The organism is Amycolatopsis halotolerans, assembly GCF_042647905.1.
GTDB lineage: Bacteria > Actinomycetota > Actinomycetes > Mycobacteriales > Pseudonocardiaceae > Amycolatopsis > Amycolatopsis halotolerans.
In genome coordinates, this window is record NZ_JBHRWI010000042.1 from 284,118 (window position 1) to 299,093 (window position 14,976).

General features: G+C 69.7%; 16 protein-coding genes. 10 read left to right on the plus strand and 6 right to left on the minus strand.

Annotated elements, in window-relative coordinates; all coding sequences use genetic code 11:
* Nucleotides 1–20 precede the first annotated feature (20 nt).
* The 5 genes from ACFORO_RS31840 to ACFORO_RS31860 all read left to right on the plus strand — a co-directional run bounded on the left by ACFORO_RS31840 (nt 21) and on the right by ACFORO_RS31860 (nt 4,360).
* Nucleotides 21–458, plus strand: coding sequence for an SRPBCC family protein (locus ACFORO_RS31840; RefSeq protein ID WP_037809841.1), 438 nt, complete (start codon nt 21–23; stop codon nt 456–458).
* Complete coding sequence (locus ACFORO_RS31845; RefSeq protein WP_377872636.1) at nt 459–1,616, plus strand: ArsA family ATPase; 1,158 nt, start codon at nt 459–461, stop codon at nt 1,614–1,616. It abuts the gene before it with no gap.
* Nucleotides 1,613–2,077: a hypothetical protein gene (locus tag ACFORO_RS31850; RefSeq protein WP_377872634.1), complete on the plus strand. Its 465-nt coding sequence runs from the start codon at nt 1,613–1,615 to the stop codon at nt 2,075–2,077. Before ACFORO_RS31845 ends, ACFORO_RS31850 begins: the two co-directional genes overlap by 4 nt.
* A gap of 15 nt (nt 2,078–2,092) precedes the next feature.
* Nucleotides 2,093–3,019 (plus strand): ROK family protein, encoded by a 927-nt coding sequence (locus ACFORO_RS31855; protein ID WP_354745587.1) that lies wholly within the window; start codon nt 2,093–2,095, stop codon nt 3,017–3,019.
* A gap of 471 nt (nt 3,020–3,490) precedes the next feature.
* Nucleotides 3,491–4,360 carry an NUDIX domain-containing protein gene (locus ACFORO_RS31860; protein ID WP_377872632.1) on the plus strand — a complete coding sequence of 290 codons (870 nt, stop codon included), beginning with the start codon at nt 3,491–3,493 and terminating at the stop codon, nt 4,358–4,360.
* A gap of 556 nt (nt 4,361–4,916) precedes the next feature.
* Here the strand turns inward: ACFORO_RS31860 and ACFORO_RS31865 are convergent.
* Entirely contained in the window at nt 4,917–5,705 is a 789-nt protein-coding gene (locus tag ACFORO_RS31865; protein WP_377872630.1) for an SDR family NAD(P)-dependent oxidoreductase, read from the minus strand.
* A gap of 107 nt (nt 5,706–5,812) precedes the next feature.
* Between ACFORO_RS31865 and ACFORO_RS31870 the strand changes: the two genes are divergently transcribed.
* The gene (locus ACFORO_RS31870) at nt 5,813–6,379 is read left to right on the plus strand and encodes a TetR/AcrR family transcriptional regulator (protein ID WP_354745452.1); all 567 of its coding nucleotides are present in this window, start codon (nt 5,813–5,815) and stop codon (nt 6,377–6,379) included.
* A gap of 6 nt (nt 6,380–6,385) precedes the next feature.
* On the opposite strand, the gene ACFORO_RS31875 is transcribed toward ACFORO_RS31870, so the two are convergent.
* From ACFORO_RS31875 to ACFORO_RS31890, 4 genes are read right to left on the minus strand one after another with little or no spacing between them, the layout of a single operon-like run.
* A complete protein-coding gene (locus tag ACFORO_RS31875; RefSeq protein WP_377872628.1) occupies nt 6,386–6,841 on the minus strand; it encodes a YdeI/OmpD-associated family protein in 456 nt (151 codons plus the stop codon).
* A 24-nt stretch (nt 6,842–6,865) separates the two neighbouring features.
* The gene (locus ACFORO_RS31880; RefSeq protein ID WP_354745448.1) at nt 6,866–8,005 is read right to left on the minus strand and encodes a glutamate--cysteine ligase; all 1,140 of its coding nucleotides are present in this window, start codon (nt 8,003–8,005) and stop codon (nt 6,866–6,868) included.
* 10 nt (nt 8,006–8,015) lie between these two features.
* On the minus strand, nt 8,016–8,564 hold the full coding sequence (locus tag ACFORO_RS31885) for a hypothetical protein (RefSeq protein WP_354745446.1): 549 nt from the start codon (nt 8,562–8,564) through the stop codon (nt 8,016–8,018).
* A complete protein-coding gene (locus ACFORO_RS31890; RefSeq protein WP_377872626.1) occupies nt 8,561–9,328 on the minus strand; it encodes an alpha/beta hydrolase in 768 nt (255 codons plus the stop codon). Before ACFORO_RS31890 ends, ACFORO_RS31885 begins: the two co-directional genes overlap by 4 nt.
* A gap of 218 nt (nt 9,329–9,546) precedes the next feature.
* Between ACFORO_RS31890 and ACFORO_RS31895 the strand changes: the two genes are divergently transcribed.
* On the plus strand, nt 9,547–10,308 hold the full coding sequence (locus ACFORO_RS31895; RefSeq protein ID WP_354745442.1) for a lysophospholipid acyltransferase family protein: 762 nt from the start codon (nt 9,547–9,549) through the stop codon (nt 10,306–10,308).
* Nucleotides 10,309–10,328: 20 nt separating this feature from the next.
* The gene (locus tag ACFORO_RS31900) at nt 10,329–10,817 is read left to right on the plus strand and encodes a polyadenylate-specific 3'-exoribonuclease AS (RefSeq protein ID WP_067595152.1); all 489 of its coding nucleotides are present in this window, start codon (nt 10,329–10,331) and stop codon (nt 10,815–10,817) included.
* A gap of 393 nt (nt 10,818–11,210) precedes the next feature.
* Here the strand turns inward: ACFORO_RS31900 and ACFORO_RS31905 are convergent, their stop codons facing one another.
* Nucleotides 11,211–12,302: a 3-deoxy-7-phosphoheptulonate synthase gene (locus tag ACFORO_RS31905; RefSeq protein WP_377872624.1), complete on the minus strand. Its 1,092-nt coding sequence runs from the start codon at nt 12,300–12,302 to the stop codon at nt 11,211–11,213.
* A gap of 291 nt (nt 12,303–12,593) precedes the next feature.
* Here ACFORO_RS31905 and ACFORO_RS31910 point away from each other — a divergent pair, with 291 nt between their 5' ends.
* Nucleotides 12,594–13,619: a 6-phosphofructokinase gene (locus tag ACFORO_RS31910; protein ID WP_344267830.1), complete on the plus strand. Its 1,026-nt coding sequence runs from the start codon at nt 12,594–12,596 to the stop codon at nt 13,617–13,619.
* Between the two features lie 82 nt (nt 13,620–13,701).
* Complete coding sequence (locus tag ACFORO_RS31915; RefSeq protein ID WP_377872622.1) at nt 13,702–14,976, plus strand: S41 family peptidase; 1,275 nt, start codon at nt 13,702–13,704, stop codon at nt 14,974–14,976.

Consider the following 14,976-nt stretch of genomic DNA (forward strand, 5'->3'; position numbering starts at 1 on the left):
GTCCGGCTACGCTTCGTCCCATGGCCGAGCAGTCCACGCAGTCCATCGAGGTCGACGCCGAGCCCGCGCGGGTGATGTCGGTGATCTCCGATTTCCCCGCGTACCCGGAGTGGGCCAAGGCGGTCCGCGAGACCGAGGTGCTCGCGACCGACGACGCGGGCCGCGCGAAGCAGGTGAAGCTCACCCTCGACGCCGGGCCGATCAAGGACGTGTACACGCTCGAGTACGACTGGGACGATTCCGGTCTCGGCGTCAGCTGGCATCTGGTCAAGGGCCAGATGCAGAAGGCGCAGAACGGCCGGTACGCGCTCGAACCGCTCGGCGGCGGGCGCACCCGCGTCACCTACACGCTGTCGGTCGAGCTGGCGCTGCCGATGATCGGGCTGCTGCGGCGCAAGGCGGAGAAGATGGTCATGGACACCGCGCTCAAGGAGCTCAAGCGCAGGGCCGAGGGCTAGATGCGCATCCTGCTGTTCACCGGCAAGGGGGGTGTCGGGAAAACGACGCTCGCCGCGGCTACCGCTGCCGCGCTCGCCGGCCGCGGCAGGAAGACGCTCGTCGTGTCCACCGACCCGGCGCATTCGCTCGGCGACGCGTTCGGCACGCCGCTGGCCGCCGAACCCTCCGAAGTGGACCTCCGCCGCGACGGCACGCCGGCCGGTCTGTGGGCGGCGCAGGTGGACTCGCGGGCGTTGGCCGATCGCACGTGGCACGAGCTGCGCGGCGAACTGCGGAAAGTGCTGGCCGGAGCCGGTCTGGACGTCCTGGACGCGGAAGAGCTGACCGTGCTGCCCGGCGTCGACGAGCTGCTCGCGCTGAGCGAGGTGCGGCGGCTGGCTTCGCACGGTCCGTGGGACACCGTCGTGGTCGACTGCGGTCCGACCGCTGAAACGCTGCGCTTGCTTTCGCTGCCGGAGGCCGTGTCCGGCTACCTGGGCCGGGTGTTCGGCAACCGGCGCGTCGCGGCGTCGGTCCGGCAGCTCGGCGCACACCTCGACGCGCTCCGCGAACTGCTCACTGACCCGCGCGTGACGACCGTGCGGCTGGTGCTCACGCCGGAACGAGTGGTGGTCGCCGAGGCCCGGCGCACGCTCACGTCGCTGGCGTTGCGCGGCATCGCGGTCGACGGCCTGATCGCCAACCGGCTGATGCCCGCGCCCGGTTTCTGGCGCGGTTCGGCGGCGAAGTGGCTGCGCACCCGGCGGGATCAGCAGGACGCGGTTTTGGCGGAATTGGCGGAGGCCGGTTTCGGCCCCGACGAACTGGCCCGCGTCGAACACCGGGCGAGCGAACCGGTGGGCGCGGAGGCCCTCGCCGAGCTCGCTCGCGAGCTGTACGGCAGCCGGGATCCCTTGTCCGGCAACGGAAAACCGGTCACGCCGCTGTTGTCGGTCGCTGCCGACGGAGACGGCTTCCGGCTGCGGGTCGCGCTCCCGCTGGACCAGGACTCGGCGGTCGACCTCGCCCGCGTGGACGACGACCTCGCGATCACCGTGGACGGGTTCCGCCGGCTGGTCGCACTGCCCGAAACGCTGCGCCCGTGCCGGATCACCGGCGCGGAATCCGACGCCGACGGCCTGGTGGTCAGCCTGGCCGGGAACCGGGGATCCGGGTGAGCGAAGAAAACGAGGGGTCTTACGCGGACGGCCTGAAGCTGGCCGAGGAGATCCGGCTGCTGGTGGAGATGGTGATCGAACGCGCCGCGCCGTGGCTGGAAGGCGTGATGGCCGCCGGGCACGGCGCCCCGGAAGAACCCGGCGCCGAGGGTGGCACCGGTGTGGAGGACAGCACTTCGGGATGCGGATGGTGCCCGCTGTGTGCGATCGTCGCCGTCGTGCGCGGCGAGCGGCCGGAGTTCGTGGCCAGGGTCCTCGAACAGGCTGCTCAGCTCGTCGCGCTGCTGCGGGCGGTGCTCGCGGACCGCTGGGAGCCGGACGAGGGCGTGCACATGCCCGGGTTCCGGCCCGCCGCGCGTCCGCCCGCGACCGCGGCGGCGTCGTCTTCGGAGTCGTCGTCGCGGGTCCAGCACATCGTCGTCCGCAAGCGCGCGGACTGGCAGCCGGAGCGGGAGAACTGATTGCTGACCGTAGGGGTGGACGTCGGCGGCACCAGCGTGCGGGCCGGCGTCGTGGACGAGCGCGGCTCGCTTCTCGACACGGCGCGCGTCGGGACGCCGAGCGAGGAGAACGCGCTCGAAGACGCCATCGCCGGGGTCGTCGAAAGCCTGCGCAACCGCCACGACGTCGCCGCGGTCGGCCTTGCGGTGGCCGGTTTCGTGACCCGCGACCGCCGTTCGGTGATGTTCGCGCCGCACCTGGCCTGGCGCAACGCCCCGGTGGCGGACCGGATCGCGAAGCGCGTCGGCCTGTCGGTGACCCTGGAGCACGACGTCAACTCAGCGGTAGTCGCCGAACACCGCTTCGGCGCCGCACGCGGGGCCGGGGTAGCGGCCTTGGTCGCATTGGGCACCGGAATCGGCGCGGGTTTGCTGCTGGACGGCGAGATCTACCGCGGCGCACACGGAGTGGCCCCGGAACTCGGTCACCTGACGGTGGTGCGCGACGGCCGCGCTTGCCCGTGCGGAAAGTACGGCTGCTGGGAGCGCTACTGCAGCGGCACCGCGCTGGCCGCGACCGCCGTCGAGCTGCTTGCCCGGTACCCCGGCCGTTCCACCGTGCTGTCCCGGGAAATCGCCGGCGACCCCGGGTCGGTCACCGGCCGCCGAGTAGCCCGCGCGGCCCGCGACGGCGACCCGATCGCCTTGCGCGCCATGGCGGAGCTGGCTAAGTGGCTGGGCGAGGGACTCGCTTTGGTGGCGGACGTCTTCGACCCGGAGATCATCGTGATCGGCGGGGGAGTTTCGGAGTCGGCGCCGTTGTTCCTGGACGAGGCCCGCGAGCATTACTCCGGGGCGATCACTGGTGCGCGGCACCGTCCGCTGGCGCGGATCCGGACTGCGCATCTTGGGGACGACACGGCGATCGTCGGCGCGGCTGCGTTGGCGATGGACACGTTGTAGAGCTTGCGGGTACTGGTTCCGGTTCTGGCGAGGCCGGTTGGCGGCTTGGTGTTTCTCGCCGGGGCGGTGGCAGGTTGGGCGGCGGTGATTGCTGCGCTGCCGGGCTTGCTGGTGCTGGTTCCCGTCGCCTGGGAGCGTTGCGCATGAGGTGCGTGATCCCGTCGGACGGTGGTGGGCCGGGCGTTAGCGGTGGCCGCGGGGGTGGCTGTTGATTCCGGCTCTCGCAGAGCAGATGTGTGGCCTGCCGCCGGGGTTGGGGCCGTCATGGGTGGTGGGGCGACGGATGCGTTGCCGTGCTGGTGGCGGGTTGGCCGTGGTGGTGATGGATGCGTTGCCGGGCTTGTAGCTGCTGATTCCGGTCCTCCCCGGATTCGCCACGTGCGAGGTTCGTAGCCCGCCGCTGTCGCCGGAGCGATCTTCGGGTTTTGACCGGCATAGGCACTCGCGCGGTTCTGTGGAAGGCTGGGCCGGGTGACGCCGATGACCGCCAACCGCTTTGTGCGGTGTTCTTGCGGCAGGCAGCACTGGGGCGCGTTCGGTGCGGCCGGGTTGTTGTTGTGCGATCCCCGCCGGGGCGTGCTGTTGCAGCGCCGTGCGTGGTGGGTGCACAACGGCGGAACGTGGGCTTTGCCCGGCGGCGCGCTCGAAGTCGGCGAGACCGTGCACGAGGCCGCTGCTAGGGAGGCTTGGGAAGAAGCCGCCATCCCTGCATCGGGGTTTCGCGCGATGTCGGCATCGGTGCTGGACCACGGCGAGTGGCAGTACACGACCGTGCTCGGGCTGGCCGACAGTGCGTTGCAAGCCCAGGTCGCGAACGAGGAAAGCGCCGAGATGCGCTGGGTCCCGCCGGACGAGGTGGCCGCGCTCGACCTTCACCGCGATTTCGCCGCCGCCTGGCCGGTGCTGCGCGAGCAACTGGGCCGGGAACTGGTCCTGGTGGTCGACGCGGCGAACGTAATGGGCTCCCGTCCGGACGGCTGGTGGCGCGACCGCCGCGGCGCCGCGGAACGGCTCCGCGACCAGTTGACCGGCCCGGTCGAACGCGGCTTGCGCGACGACGTGGTCGGCATCGGCGCGGGCCCGGCGTGGTCCTGGTGGCCTCGGGTGGTGCTGGTGGTCGAGGGCAAGGCCAGGGGAGTGGAGCCGATCCCGGGCGTCGAGGTCGTCTCGGCGGACACCGACGGCGATTCGAAAATCGTCGAGGTGGCCGCCGCCGCCCGGCAACGCCTGGACGATCACGTCGTGGTCGTGACGGCCGACCGCGAACTGCGCGGCCAGGTCGGCGCTCTCGGCGCACGGGTGCTCGGGCCGGGAACCCTGTTGCGGGAACTGGGCGGCTAGGCGCTCGTCAGCGTCTCCGCGCTCCGCAACTGCTGTGGGTGGCTGGGAATCTCCTTACTGGGGTTGTGCAGCCGCAGTTTTGCTGCTGCTGGCGAGTGTTTTGCGATCGTGGGTGAGTCGCGTGGTCGGTCCGGCGACCCTCCGCCCACGGATGCTCAGGCCGGGGCCTTGCAACGGGAGCCGGGTGGCTAGGCCATCATCGCCTCGGCGCTCCGTTGCCGCGTGGCGCGGCTAACTGCGAGCTGCGCGTTCGGATCGGCGACCTCGGCCCACGGGTGCGCAGCCCGAGAACCTTGCTGCGGGCCTGGCCAACCAAGCGGACTTCCGCGGTCTTGCCGCTCCGTCGTTGCGCAGGCGGCGGGAATCTCTCCTCCCGAGAACCTCCGCGGGAACTGAGCAACCACGCAGGCCCGCGGTCTTGCGGCTCCGCTGCTGTGCAGACGGCGGAAATCGCCCTCCGAGAAGATCGGCGGGAACCGAGCAGCCACGCAGGCCCGCAGTCTTGCCGTTCCGCCGTTCTCCCTAGCGCCAACGGGCCGCGGCCGAAGATCAGCCGTCACACGGTCTTCACCGCCCCCGCATCGACAAGATGGTCCGTCCCCGCGATGCTCGCGGCCAGCGGCGACGCGAGATACGTGATCAACGTGGCCACCTCCGCCGGTTCGACAAACCGGCCCGTCAGCATCCCGGCACCCGCTGGAACCGCGGCCAGCAAATCCCCATGCGACATCCCCATCGAAGACGCAAGTTCGGCACCGTAGCTGTCCGGGCCTTCCCACAGCGCGGTACGAACCGGCCCGGGCGAGACGGTGTTGACCCGCACGCCCTGTGGCCCGAACTCCTCCGACAGTGCCTTCCCGAACGCGGTCAGCGCGGCTTTCGCGGCGGTGTAAGCGATCGGGCCCGAATGCGGGATCCGCGCGCCGTTCGAGGAGACCGTGACGATCGCACCCCGCCGTTCGATCAGGTGCGGCAGGGCAGCGCGAGAAGCCCGTACCGCGGCAAGGAAATTCAGCTCCACCATGTCCGTCCACTGTTGATCAGTGATCGCCAAGAAACCGCCAGCCTGGCCCTCGCTGCTGTCGCCGCCGCCGACGTTGTTCACCAGGACGTCCAAGCCGCCCAGTTCGGCGACGGCCTGGTCGATCAACCGTCCAGGGCCGTCTGGAGTGGACAGGTCCACCGACATCGGCACCGCGCCGGTTTCCTTCAGTTCCGGCGTGATCGTCCGGGCCGCGGCCACCACTCGCATCCCTTCGCCGATCAGCGCGGAAACCGTGGCGAGGCCGATTCCCCGGCTCGCTCCGGTGACCACCGCGGTCTTGCCGGTCAACTGCATGTCCATGCGAAAGCCCCCAAAGGCGTGTCAGGTCCGATGCATCTAAGCTAGCAGTTGCAACACTGATGTCGCAACTATGATTAGAGTGGCAACCATGGCGTAAACTGGGCAGCATGGAGAAACGGGCCCTGCGCGCGGACTCGGAACGGACGGCTCAGGCGATCCTCGAGGCCGCCGAACGGGTGCTCAGCGACAATCCGGCGGCGACGATGGAGCAGATCGCGGAGGCCGCGGGCGTCTCGCGGACGACCGTGCACCGCCGGTTCGCCAGCCGCGACGCGCTGGTGGACGCCATGACCCTCTGGGCAACGCAGCAGTTCCACGACGCGCTCGCCAGCGTCCGCCCTGACGTCACGCCGCCGCTGGTCGCGCTTTACCAGGTGACCGCGAAGGTGCTGAGCGTCAAGCTCCGGTGGGGGTTCGCGATGAACGCGCACCCGCAGGAAGAAGGCGTCCTGACCCCGGACGTCGTCGCCCAATGCGACGTCTTCTTCCAGCGCCTGGAGGAAACCGGCACGCTCCGGCCCGGCGTCGACCTGGTCTGGGCGCGCCGCGTGTACTGCGCGCTCATCCACGAAGCAGCGCAGGACCAGGAATCCGCCGACCCGGACACGCTGGCGACCCGCGTCGTCGACACCGTGCTCGGCGGCTTCGGCAAACCCGGTCTGGCAGTCGGCTAGGAGCGGTTAGACGAGCCCGTCCCCGGCGAGTTCCGCGACGATCTTCGCGATCCGCCGCTCCCGGGTCTCCGCGCGCTTGGCGGAGGTAACAGCTTCGGTTCGTTCCCGTTGTGCGGTAAAGGAAAGCTTGTCGAACGCGGCCCGCGCGCCCTTCCGGTCAGCCAGTGCGGCAGCCAGATCGTCCGGCATCTCGACCGTCCGCTCGGCGAGGTCGGCTTCGATCGTGACCTCGATCGTCTCCCCGGCCGCGACCCCCGCCGCCTCCCGGTTCGCCGCGCTGAGCGGCAGCATGAACTCGCCGGAGTAGACCGCGACCGTGCTGCGGTAGGTGTGCGGGCCGACGGTCACCCGGACCTTCGGCCGCCGTCCCTGGCCGAGCGCCTCGACGATCTCGGCCGGGACCCGGAAGCCGGTGGCGGTCTTGCCGTTGAGCTCGACGGTCGTGCTGAACGTATGCGACATCGTTGCCTCCTGAACCAACCGCAGCTAAGCGTGCGGGACGCCGTCGCGCATCTCGGTGACCAGCGCGGCGACCACGGCCTTCAAAGATCCGTTGTACTGCTTCGCCACCGCCCGCTGCCGCTGATAGCTCGCGCCGACCCGGAGAATGTTCTCGACGTCGCGCAGCTCGCGGACGCAGTCCAGCCGTCGCGCGACCGGTTCCAGCCGGTCCAGCAACTCGGCGAGATCCTCGGTGACGAGGCGTTCGCGACCGGCGGCGTCGAGGATGACGATCGCGTCGAGGCCGTAGCGCGCGGCGCGCCACTTGTTCTCCTGCACGTGCCACGGCGGCAGCACCGGCAGCGTTTCGCCCTTGTCGAGGCGAGCGCTGAAATCGTCCACCAGGCACTGCGTGAGCGCCGAAATCGCGCCGACCTCCTGCAGCGTCGGCAGCCCGTCGCACACGCGCATTTCGACGGTGCCGAAATGCGGGGCCGGGCGGATGTCCCAGCGGATCTCGGAAAAGTGGTCGATCACGCCGGTGGTGAACATGTCCTCGACGTAACCCTCCAGCTCCGCCCATTCGCGGAACTGGAACGGCAGCCCGGCGGTCGGCAGCTGCTGGAACATCAGTGCCCGGTTCGAGGCGTACCCGGTGTCCTCGCCGGACCAGTACGGCGACGACGCGGACAGCGCCTGCAGGTGCGGCGCGTAGCGCAGCAGCCCGTCGAGGACTGGCAGCACCTTGTCCCGGTGGTCGAGCCCGACGTGGACGTGCACGCCGTAGATCAGCATCTGCCTGCCCCACCACTGGGTGCGGTCGATGAGCTTGGCGTAGCGCTCCTTGTCGGTCACCTTCTGCCGGTACCACGAGGAAAACGGGTGCGATCCGGCGGAGAACAGCTCGACGCCCAGCGGGTCGGCTACCCGGTGCACCTCGTCCAGCGCCTCGTCGAGGTCGTGTTTCACCTCGCCGACCGTGCGGCAGACGCCGCTGACCACCTCGATCGTGTTGAGCAGCAGCTCCTGTTTGATCCGGGGGTGCTCGGCCTTCCCCTCCGGGCAGACCGCGGCGAGCAGCTCCTCCGCGACCGACCGCAATTCGCCGCTGCGCCGGTCCACCAGCGCGAGTTCCCATTCCGCGCCGACCGTGGAACGCCGGGACGCCTGGAAGTCGATCCGCATGCCCGCCCGGTCAGACCTGGGCGCCGTTGCTGGGGTCCGCGCCGGGCGGCGGGCCCTGGCGCACGCGCAGCAGGAGCAGCGCGATGCCGGTGGCGAGCGAAAGGATGCCGAGCGGCGTGGCGAGCGCGGGCCCGACCCCGATCAGGTTCGGCACGATCAGCAGCAGGAGCCCGACGACGAAGAACAGCAGCACGATGAAGGCGCCCTTGCGCCAGCGCGGCAGCGGCGGCGGCTCCGGCGGCACGTAGTGCTCGTCGTCCTCGGCCGGGTCGCCGGAGAACATGGTGGTGTCCCAGTCGCTGCCGCCGGTGCGCCAGCCGTCCGACGACGACGGAGGCGCGGGCGGCGCGGGCGGGTCCGCGGTGGGCTTCGGCTTGGCCTTGCCCGCTTCGGGTTCGGCTCCGGCGGACGCCTCGGGCTCGGCGGACGCGGGTCCGGCGCTGGAGAACGGGTCCTCGTCCAGGAACACGCCCACGCCCTCGGCCCGCAGGTCGGCCACGATCTCGGCGAACGTGGCGTCGACGTCCTCGGGTCCGTCCGCGCCTTTCCCCCGGTTCATCCGGCACCCACCTGTCCCGCCCGCGGCTGCCGGGCGAAGTCGACACTGCGGCTGAAGATCAGTTCCGCGTCGTGGTCCTGCGTCGCGACGTGGAAGCTGTTCTCCAGCACCACCTCGGTCACGTCCGTGCTCGAGATGCCGTCCAGAACGATCCGCGAGTTCTCGGGTTCCACGACGTGGTCGACCCGCGAGTGCAGCAGCAGCACCGGCTGCGTCACCTTCGCCAGGTCGGCGCGCACGATCTTCCACAGCCGGGCGAGGCTCGCCGCGGCCCGCACCGGCGTGCGCGGGTAGGCCAGCTCGACCTCGCCGGGCTTCGCGATGTCGTTGCCGATCGCGCGGATCGACGGGACCACCCGCGACAGCAGCGGCAGCACCTTGGCGTCCAGGCTCAGCCGCGTGACCGACGGGTTGACCAGCACGATGCCGGAGATGTCCGAGCCGAATTCCTCGGCGAGGCGAAGGGTGAGCGTCCCGCCCATCGACATCCCGCCGACGAACACCTGGTCGCATTCCGCGCGCAGCGCCAGCAGCGCCTCGCGGACGGTGGCGTACCAGTCCTGCCAGGTCGTCCGATTGAGGTCGCGCCAGTGCGTGCCGTGGCCGGGCAGCAGCGGGCAGCGCACCGCGAAGCCCTTTCCGGCCAGGTGCTCGCCCCAGGCGCGCATGCCGTCGGGCGTCGCGGTGAATCCGTGGCAGAGCAGGAAGCCGGCCCCGGAGGAACCCGGGTGGGAGAACGGTTCCGCGCCGGCGAGCACGCCCATCACGAACGCCCTTCCGAATCGAAGCGGTGGAGTCCTCCCATGCTCTCACGCCGAAGCCGGGTTGTGGGCCCCACTCCGCAAGCGGGGATCCTTCCGGTCCCGCTGTGAGATCGGTCGCTGCCCCCGGGTGACCGCCCGCTGTCGCGTTGTGCGGGCCGGTGCTTGTTCCGTACCCTGGCCTGCCGGGGCCCGCGCGGGCAGGAAAGGACTGGAACCCGGTGCTGTACTTGCTGATGAAGTGGGTTTTCATCGGGCCGCTGCTGAAGACGCTGTGGCCCACCAAGGTCGTCGGCGCCGAAAACATCCCCGAGACGGGTGGCGCCATCCTCGCCGGGAACCACCTCGCGGTCGCGGATTCGTTCTTCATGCCGCTGCGGGTCAAGCGCAAGGTCACCTTCCCGGCGAAGTCGGAGTACTTCACCGAGCCCGGGTTCAAGGGCCTGCTCAAGAAGTGGTTCTTCACCGGCGTCGGCCAGTTCCCCATCGACCGCTCCGGCGGCAACGCCGCGCAGGCCGCGCTCGACACCGCGATCCGGCTGGTCAAGGACGGGCACCTGCTCGGCATCTACCCCGAGGGCACCCGCTCCCCGGACGGCCGGCTGTACAAGGGCAAGACCGGCGTCGCCCGGATCGCGCTCGAATCGCGCGGCGTGGTGGTCCCGGTCGCGATGGTCGGCACGGACAAGGTCAACCCGATCGGCTCCAAGATGTGGTGGCCGCGGCGGCTCGAGATCCGCTTCGGCAAGCCGCTCGACTTCTCCCGCTACGAGGGCCTCTCCGGCGACCGGTTCATCGAACGGTCGATCACCGACGAGATCATGTACGCGCTGATGGAGCTGTCCGGCCAGGAGTACGTCGACATTTACGCGGCGAAGGCCAAGGAGCTGCTGGCGGCCGAGGCCGCTGGTGTCAAGCCCGCGGTGCCGCCTCAGCCGAGTGGTCTTGACGCCGATCGGGTGCCGGAGACGAAGGCCGGGTAGGGCCCCACTAGAGTTCCCCGGTGCGTTTTTTCTACGACACCGAATTTATTGAGGACGGCGTGACGATTGACCTGGTGTCGATCGGTGTCGTTGACGAGCGCGGACGCGAGTTCTATGCCGTGTCCACTGATTTCGACCCCGGGCGGGCCGGGGCTTGGGTGCGGGAGAACGTGCTGCCCAAGCTGCCTTCGCCCGCGGACCCGGCCTGGCGGAGCCGGGAGCGGATTCGGGCGGATCTGCTGGAGTTCTTCGGGAAGCCGCCTGGGGGGATCGAGCTCTGGGCCTGGTTCGCCGCGTACGACCATGTGGCGTTGGCGCAGTTGTGGGGGCCGATGCCCGCGTTGCCCCGGCAGTTGCCCCGGTTCACCCGGGATCTGCGGCAGCGGTGGGAGGACGCGGGGAAGCCTAAGTTGCCTGCTGCGCCTGGGGATCAGCATGACGCGTTGGCTGACGCTCGGCATAACTTGCAGCGGTGGGGGGTTATCGAGGAGGCGTTTCGTCGGCGGTGAGGTGGGCGGCTCGTCGCCTGGCGGCGACATTGCCTCGGTTGGTTGAGAGGGCACCCCGAAGCTGATTGTGATGACGGGCGACGGGTGCTTGTCAAGGCGGGAAAGATGCCTTGACAAGCACCCGTCGCCCGCATTTTTGGCTTCGTATCGGGGTGCGGGGGTGGTGTGGGTGCCTCGATGGTCGGGTGCGTCGGCTGCGGTTCGTGGTGGTTGGGGCTTGCGCCCCAATGTGGCGTTGGGTGCGTGGGATGCACCGAACGCCACATTGGGTGCGTGGGATGCACCCAATGCCACATTGGGGCGGTCGCGGTGGGACTTGCGCTGGTCGTGAGGGGAACCCTCAGGGACTCTGATTCCCTCAGGGTTCCCCTCACGGACAGTCTCTGGGCGGGGTTAGTGGCGGCGGGTGCGGACGGCGGTCGCCAGGGTGTCGAGCAGGTCTTCCGTGGTGTTCCAGTCCATGCAGGCGTCGGTGATGGACTGGCCGTAGGTCAGATCGCTCGCCTGGCCCAGCACCAGGTCTTGGCGTCCGGCGACCAGGTTGCTTTCCAGCATCAGGCCCGCGATTCCGCGTTCCCCGGCGGAGATCCGGCCGGCCAGGTCGCGGACGACTTCCGACTGGCGGACGTGGTCCTTGTTGCTGTTGCCGTGGCTCGCGTCGATCACCAGGCGTTCCGGCAGGCCGGATTTCGCCAGGCGGGCGAGGGTTTCCTCCACGTTGGCCGGGTCGTAGTTCGGGCCTGCGGCGCTGCCGCGCAGGATTACGTGGCAGTCCGGGTTTCCGGAGGTCGTCACCAGGGCGGCCAGGCCGTCCACGTTGATGCCGGGGAAGACATGCGAGGCAGCGGCGGCACGGGTCGCGTCCACGGCTACCTGGATGTCGCCTTCCGTCGAGTTCTTGATGCCGACCGGCATGGACAGGGCGCTGCACAGTTGCCGGTGGACCTGGCTGGCCGCTGTACGGGCGCCGATTGAGCCCCAGGTGACGATGTCGGCGATGAACTGCGGGGTGATCGGGTCCAGGAATTCGCAGCCGACCGGGAGGCCCAGTTCGGAGACGTCGAGCAGGAGTTTCCGGGCCAGGCGCAGGCCCTTGTTGACGGCGAAGGTGCCGTCCAGGTCGGGGTCGTTGATCAGGCCCTTCCAGCCCAGCGTGGTGCGCGGCTTTTCGAAGTACACCCGCATCACGATGTGCAGGTCTTCGCGCAGAGTCTCGGCCTTGGCGGCCAGGCGGCGGGCGTAGTCGAGGGCGGCTTCGGGGTCGTGGACCGAGCACGGGCCGACGATCACCGCTAGACGGTCGTCGCGGCCGTCGAGGATGTCGACCGTTTCCGTGCGGCCGTTTTGCACCACCTTCGCGACGGCGGCGTCCACGGGATGGTCTTCGCGCAATAACGCGGGCGAGATGAGGGGACTGACCGAAGTGGTGCGGCGGTTGTCCAGGGTGCTCGCGTCGGCGGGGGCGGCGACGAGGGGGGTGTTCATGTGCGGGTGGTTCCTTCCTGGTGGACACCGACCCGCGGGAGAATTGCCGAGCCGGTTCTAGATCCGGCTCGGGGTGGAGGTCAGCGCAGGTTCACGCCGCCGTGCCCACCCGGGGCCGGCTTCGTAAACCAGAAATAGCGCTGCACGGCCCCAAGGTAACACACCGTTCAGACCGCCCTGCCCGGACCGGATTGGCCAGGTGGTCCGCCCTGCACCGATCCAGATGAAAGCCGCTACGCTGTCCGCGGACTGTGACTGCACTCTCCCTGCGAGGAAAGACGGAGGCAACAGATGCGTGTCGGTGTGCTGACGGGGGGCGGCGACTGCCCCGGCCTGAACGCGGTCATCCGCGCGGTGGTCCGCAAGGGCGTCGAAGTGCACGGCTGGGAGTTCGTCGGCTTCCGCAACGGCTGGCAGGGCCCGCTGACCGGCGACAGCCGGCCGCTCGGCCTCGCCGACGTCGAGGACATCCTCACCCGCGGGGGCACCATCCTGCGGTCGTCGCGGACGAATCCGTACAAGGTCGACGGCGGCGTCGACAAGATCCGCAAGGTGCTCGCCGACCAGGGCGTGGACGCGCTGGTCGCGATCGGCGGCGAGGACACCCTCGGCGTCGCCAAGCGGCTGACCGACGACGGCATCGGCGTCGTCGGCGTGCCCAAGACGATCGACAACGACCTCGGGGCCACCGACTACACGTTCGGTTTCGACACCGCGGTCTCCATCGCCACCGAGGCGATCGACCGGCTGCACACCACGGCCGAATCGCACCACCGCGCGCTCGTCATCGAGGTCATGGGGCGGCACGCGGGCTGGATCGCGCTGCACTCCGGTCTCGCCGGCGGCGCGAGCGTGATCCTGGTGCCGGAGCGGCAGTTCTCCGTCGACCAGGTCGTGCAGTGGGTCGAGCAGCGCTTCGAGAAGGAGTACGCGCCGATCATCGTCGTGGCCGAGGGCGCGCTGCCCGAGGGCGGCGAGGAGAAGCTGCTGACCGGCGAGAAGGACGCCTTCGGGCACGTCCGGCTCGGCGGCATCGGCAACTGGCTCGCCGACGAGATCACCGAGCGCACCGGCAAGGAATCGCGCGCGGTCGTGCTCGGCCACGTCCAGCGCGGCGGCACCCCGACCGCGTATGACCGGGTCCTCGCGACCCGCTTCGGCCTGCACGCGGTGGACGCGGTCGCCGACGGCGACTTCGGCGTGATGGTGGCGCTCAAAGGCACCGACATCGTCCGCGTGAAGCTGTCCGAAGCGACGGCCGAACTGAAGACCGTTCCGCTGGAGCGGTACCAGGAAGCCGAAGTCTTCTTCGGCTGAGCCACGGGTAGGGGCAACCCCACCACGGTGCCGGGGGCGTGCGGTATTCCGCGCGCCCCCGGCTTTTTTCTACCCTCGGCTCGTGCGAATCTTCCTGGCGGGCTTGACGATGCTCTCGGTGGCCGCGGTTCCTCCCTCCACTGTGGACGGTGTGTGGCGGACGGACGGGTACGGGCAATTGGTCCAAGTGTCCGGCGGCAAGCTGACGACCTACGACGTCACCAAGGTCAGCTGCTTGCCCGGCACACTCTCCGGAACTGGCGACGGCACTAGGTTTTCGACCAACGAGGGCTCTGTCGTCACCATCCGCGCGGGCAGGATGAGTTTCGACGACAACCTGGGCGTGCGGACGTTGCGCCGTGTTCCCGGCGGATTGCCGACTGAATGCCAGCGCCCGGCTGCCGACGTGTTCGACGTCTTCTGGCATACCTTCGCCGAGAACTACCCGTTTTTCTCAGCGAAAGGCGTCGACTGGAAGTCCGAAGGAGAGGCTGCCCGCCGCGAGATCGCTGCGCATCCGGAACGGCTCTTCGACGTCCTTTGCGGACTGATCCGTCCGCTGCACGACGCTCATGTCGGCCTGCTCGCGGGAGATCGGCATTGCTCGTCGCCCCGGCCCGGCACCCCGGATCTGGAAACGACCGCCCCGCGTGCGATGGCCGTCGCCGACGCCAACCTTCGCCTGCCGATCTGCCGCTGGGCGGACGGAGCCATCGTCTACTCCGATCTGCCGGAGGGTCGCGGATACCTGCGCATCAGCGGATTCCACGACTACGCCGACACTTTCGCCGCCAGCAGCAAGGTCCTGGCGACAGCGCTGGACCAGATCTTCACCGCCGACCGGGTGCACAATTTGCGCAGCTTGATCCTCGACCTGCGCGTCAACGGCGGCGGCGACGATCCGCTAGGCCTGCAGGTCGCCGCTCGGCTGACGGACGTCCCGCACTTCGCCTACGCCAAACGCGCCCGCAACGATCCCGATAACCCGGCGCGGTTCACCGCGGCGCAACCGTTCTTCGTGCAGCCCGCCGCGGCACCGCGCTACACCGGCCCGCTGACGGTCCTGACCGGCAGCCTGGACGTTTCGGCGGGGGAGAACTTCCTGCAGGCACTGCTGAACCGGCATCCTCGGCCGGTCCTGATCGGACAGCCCACGCAAGGCGCCTTTTCGGACATGCTCGAGCGGACGTTGCCAAAGCAGGGATGGAAGGTGGTGCTGCCGAACGAGGAGTACCTCGACCCGCACGGCCGCACCTACGACGGCACCGGCATCAGCCCGGACCTCGAGGTCCCGGTTTTCGCCCCGGACGACCTCGCCGCCGGGCGGGATCCGGCGCTGGCCGCCGCTCGCCGGTAA

Coding starts and splice junctions, on each gene's coding strand:
- ACFORO_RS31840 (WP_037809841.1), top strand. CDS start 21: ATGGCCGAGCAGTCCACGCAGTCCATCGAGGTCGACGCCGAGCCCGCG.
- ACFORO_RS31845 (WP_377872636.1), top strand. CDS start 459: ATGCGCATCCTGCTGTTCACCGGCAAGGGGGGTGTCGGGAAAACGACG.
- ACFORO_RS31865 (WP_377872630.1), bottom strand. CDS start 5,705: ATGGACATGCAGTTGACCGGCAAGACCGCGGTGGTCACCGGAGCGAGC.
- ACFORO_RS31870 (WP_354745452.1), top strand. CDS start 5,813: ATGGAGAAACGGGCCCTGCGCGCGGACTCGGAACGGACGGCTCAGGCG.
- ACFORO_RS31875 (WP_377872628.1), bottom strand. CDS start 6,841: ATGTCGCATACGTTCAGCACGACCGTCGAGCTCAACGGCAAGACCGCC.
- ACFORO_RS31880 (WP_354745448.1), bottom strand. CDS start 8,005: ATGCGGATCGACTTCCAGGCGTCCCGGCGTTCCACGGTCGGCGCGGAA.
- ACFORO_RS31885 (WP_354745446.1), bottom strand. CDS start 8,564: ATGAACCGGGGGAAAGGCGCGGACGGACCCGAGGACGTCGACGCCACG.
- ACFORO_RS31890 (WP_377872626.1), bottom strand. CDS start 9,328: ATGGGCGTGCTCGCCGGCGCGGAACCGTTCTCCCACCCGGGTTCCTCC.
- ACFORO_RS31905 (WP_377872624.1), bottom strand. CDS start 12,302: ATGAACACCCCCCTCGTCGCCGCCCCCGCCGACGCGAGCACCCTGGAC.
- ACFORO_RS31910 (WP_344267830.1), top strand. CDS start 12,594: ATGCGTGTCGGTGTGCTGACGGGGGGCGGCGACTGCCCCGGCCTGAAC.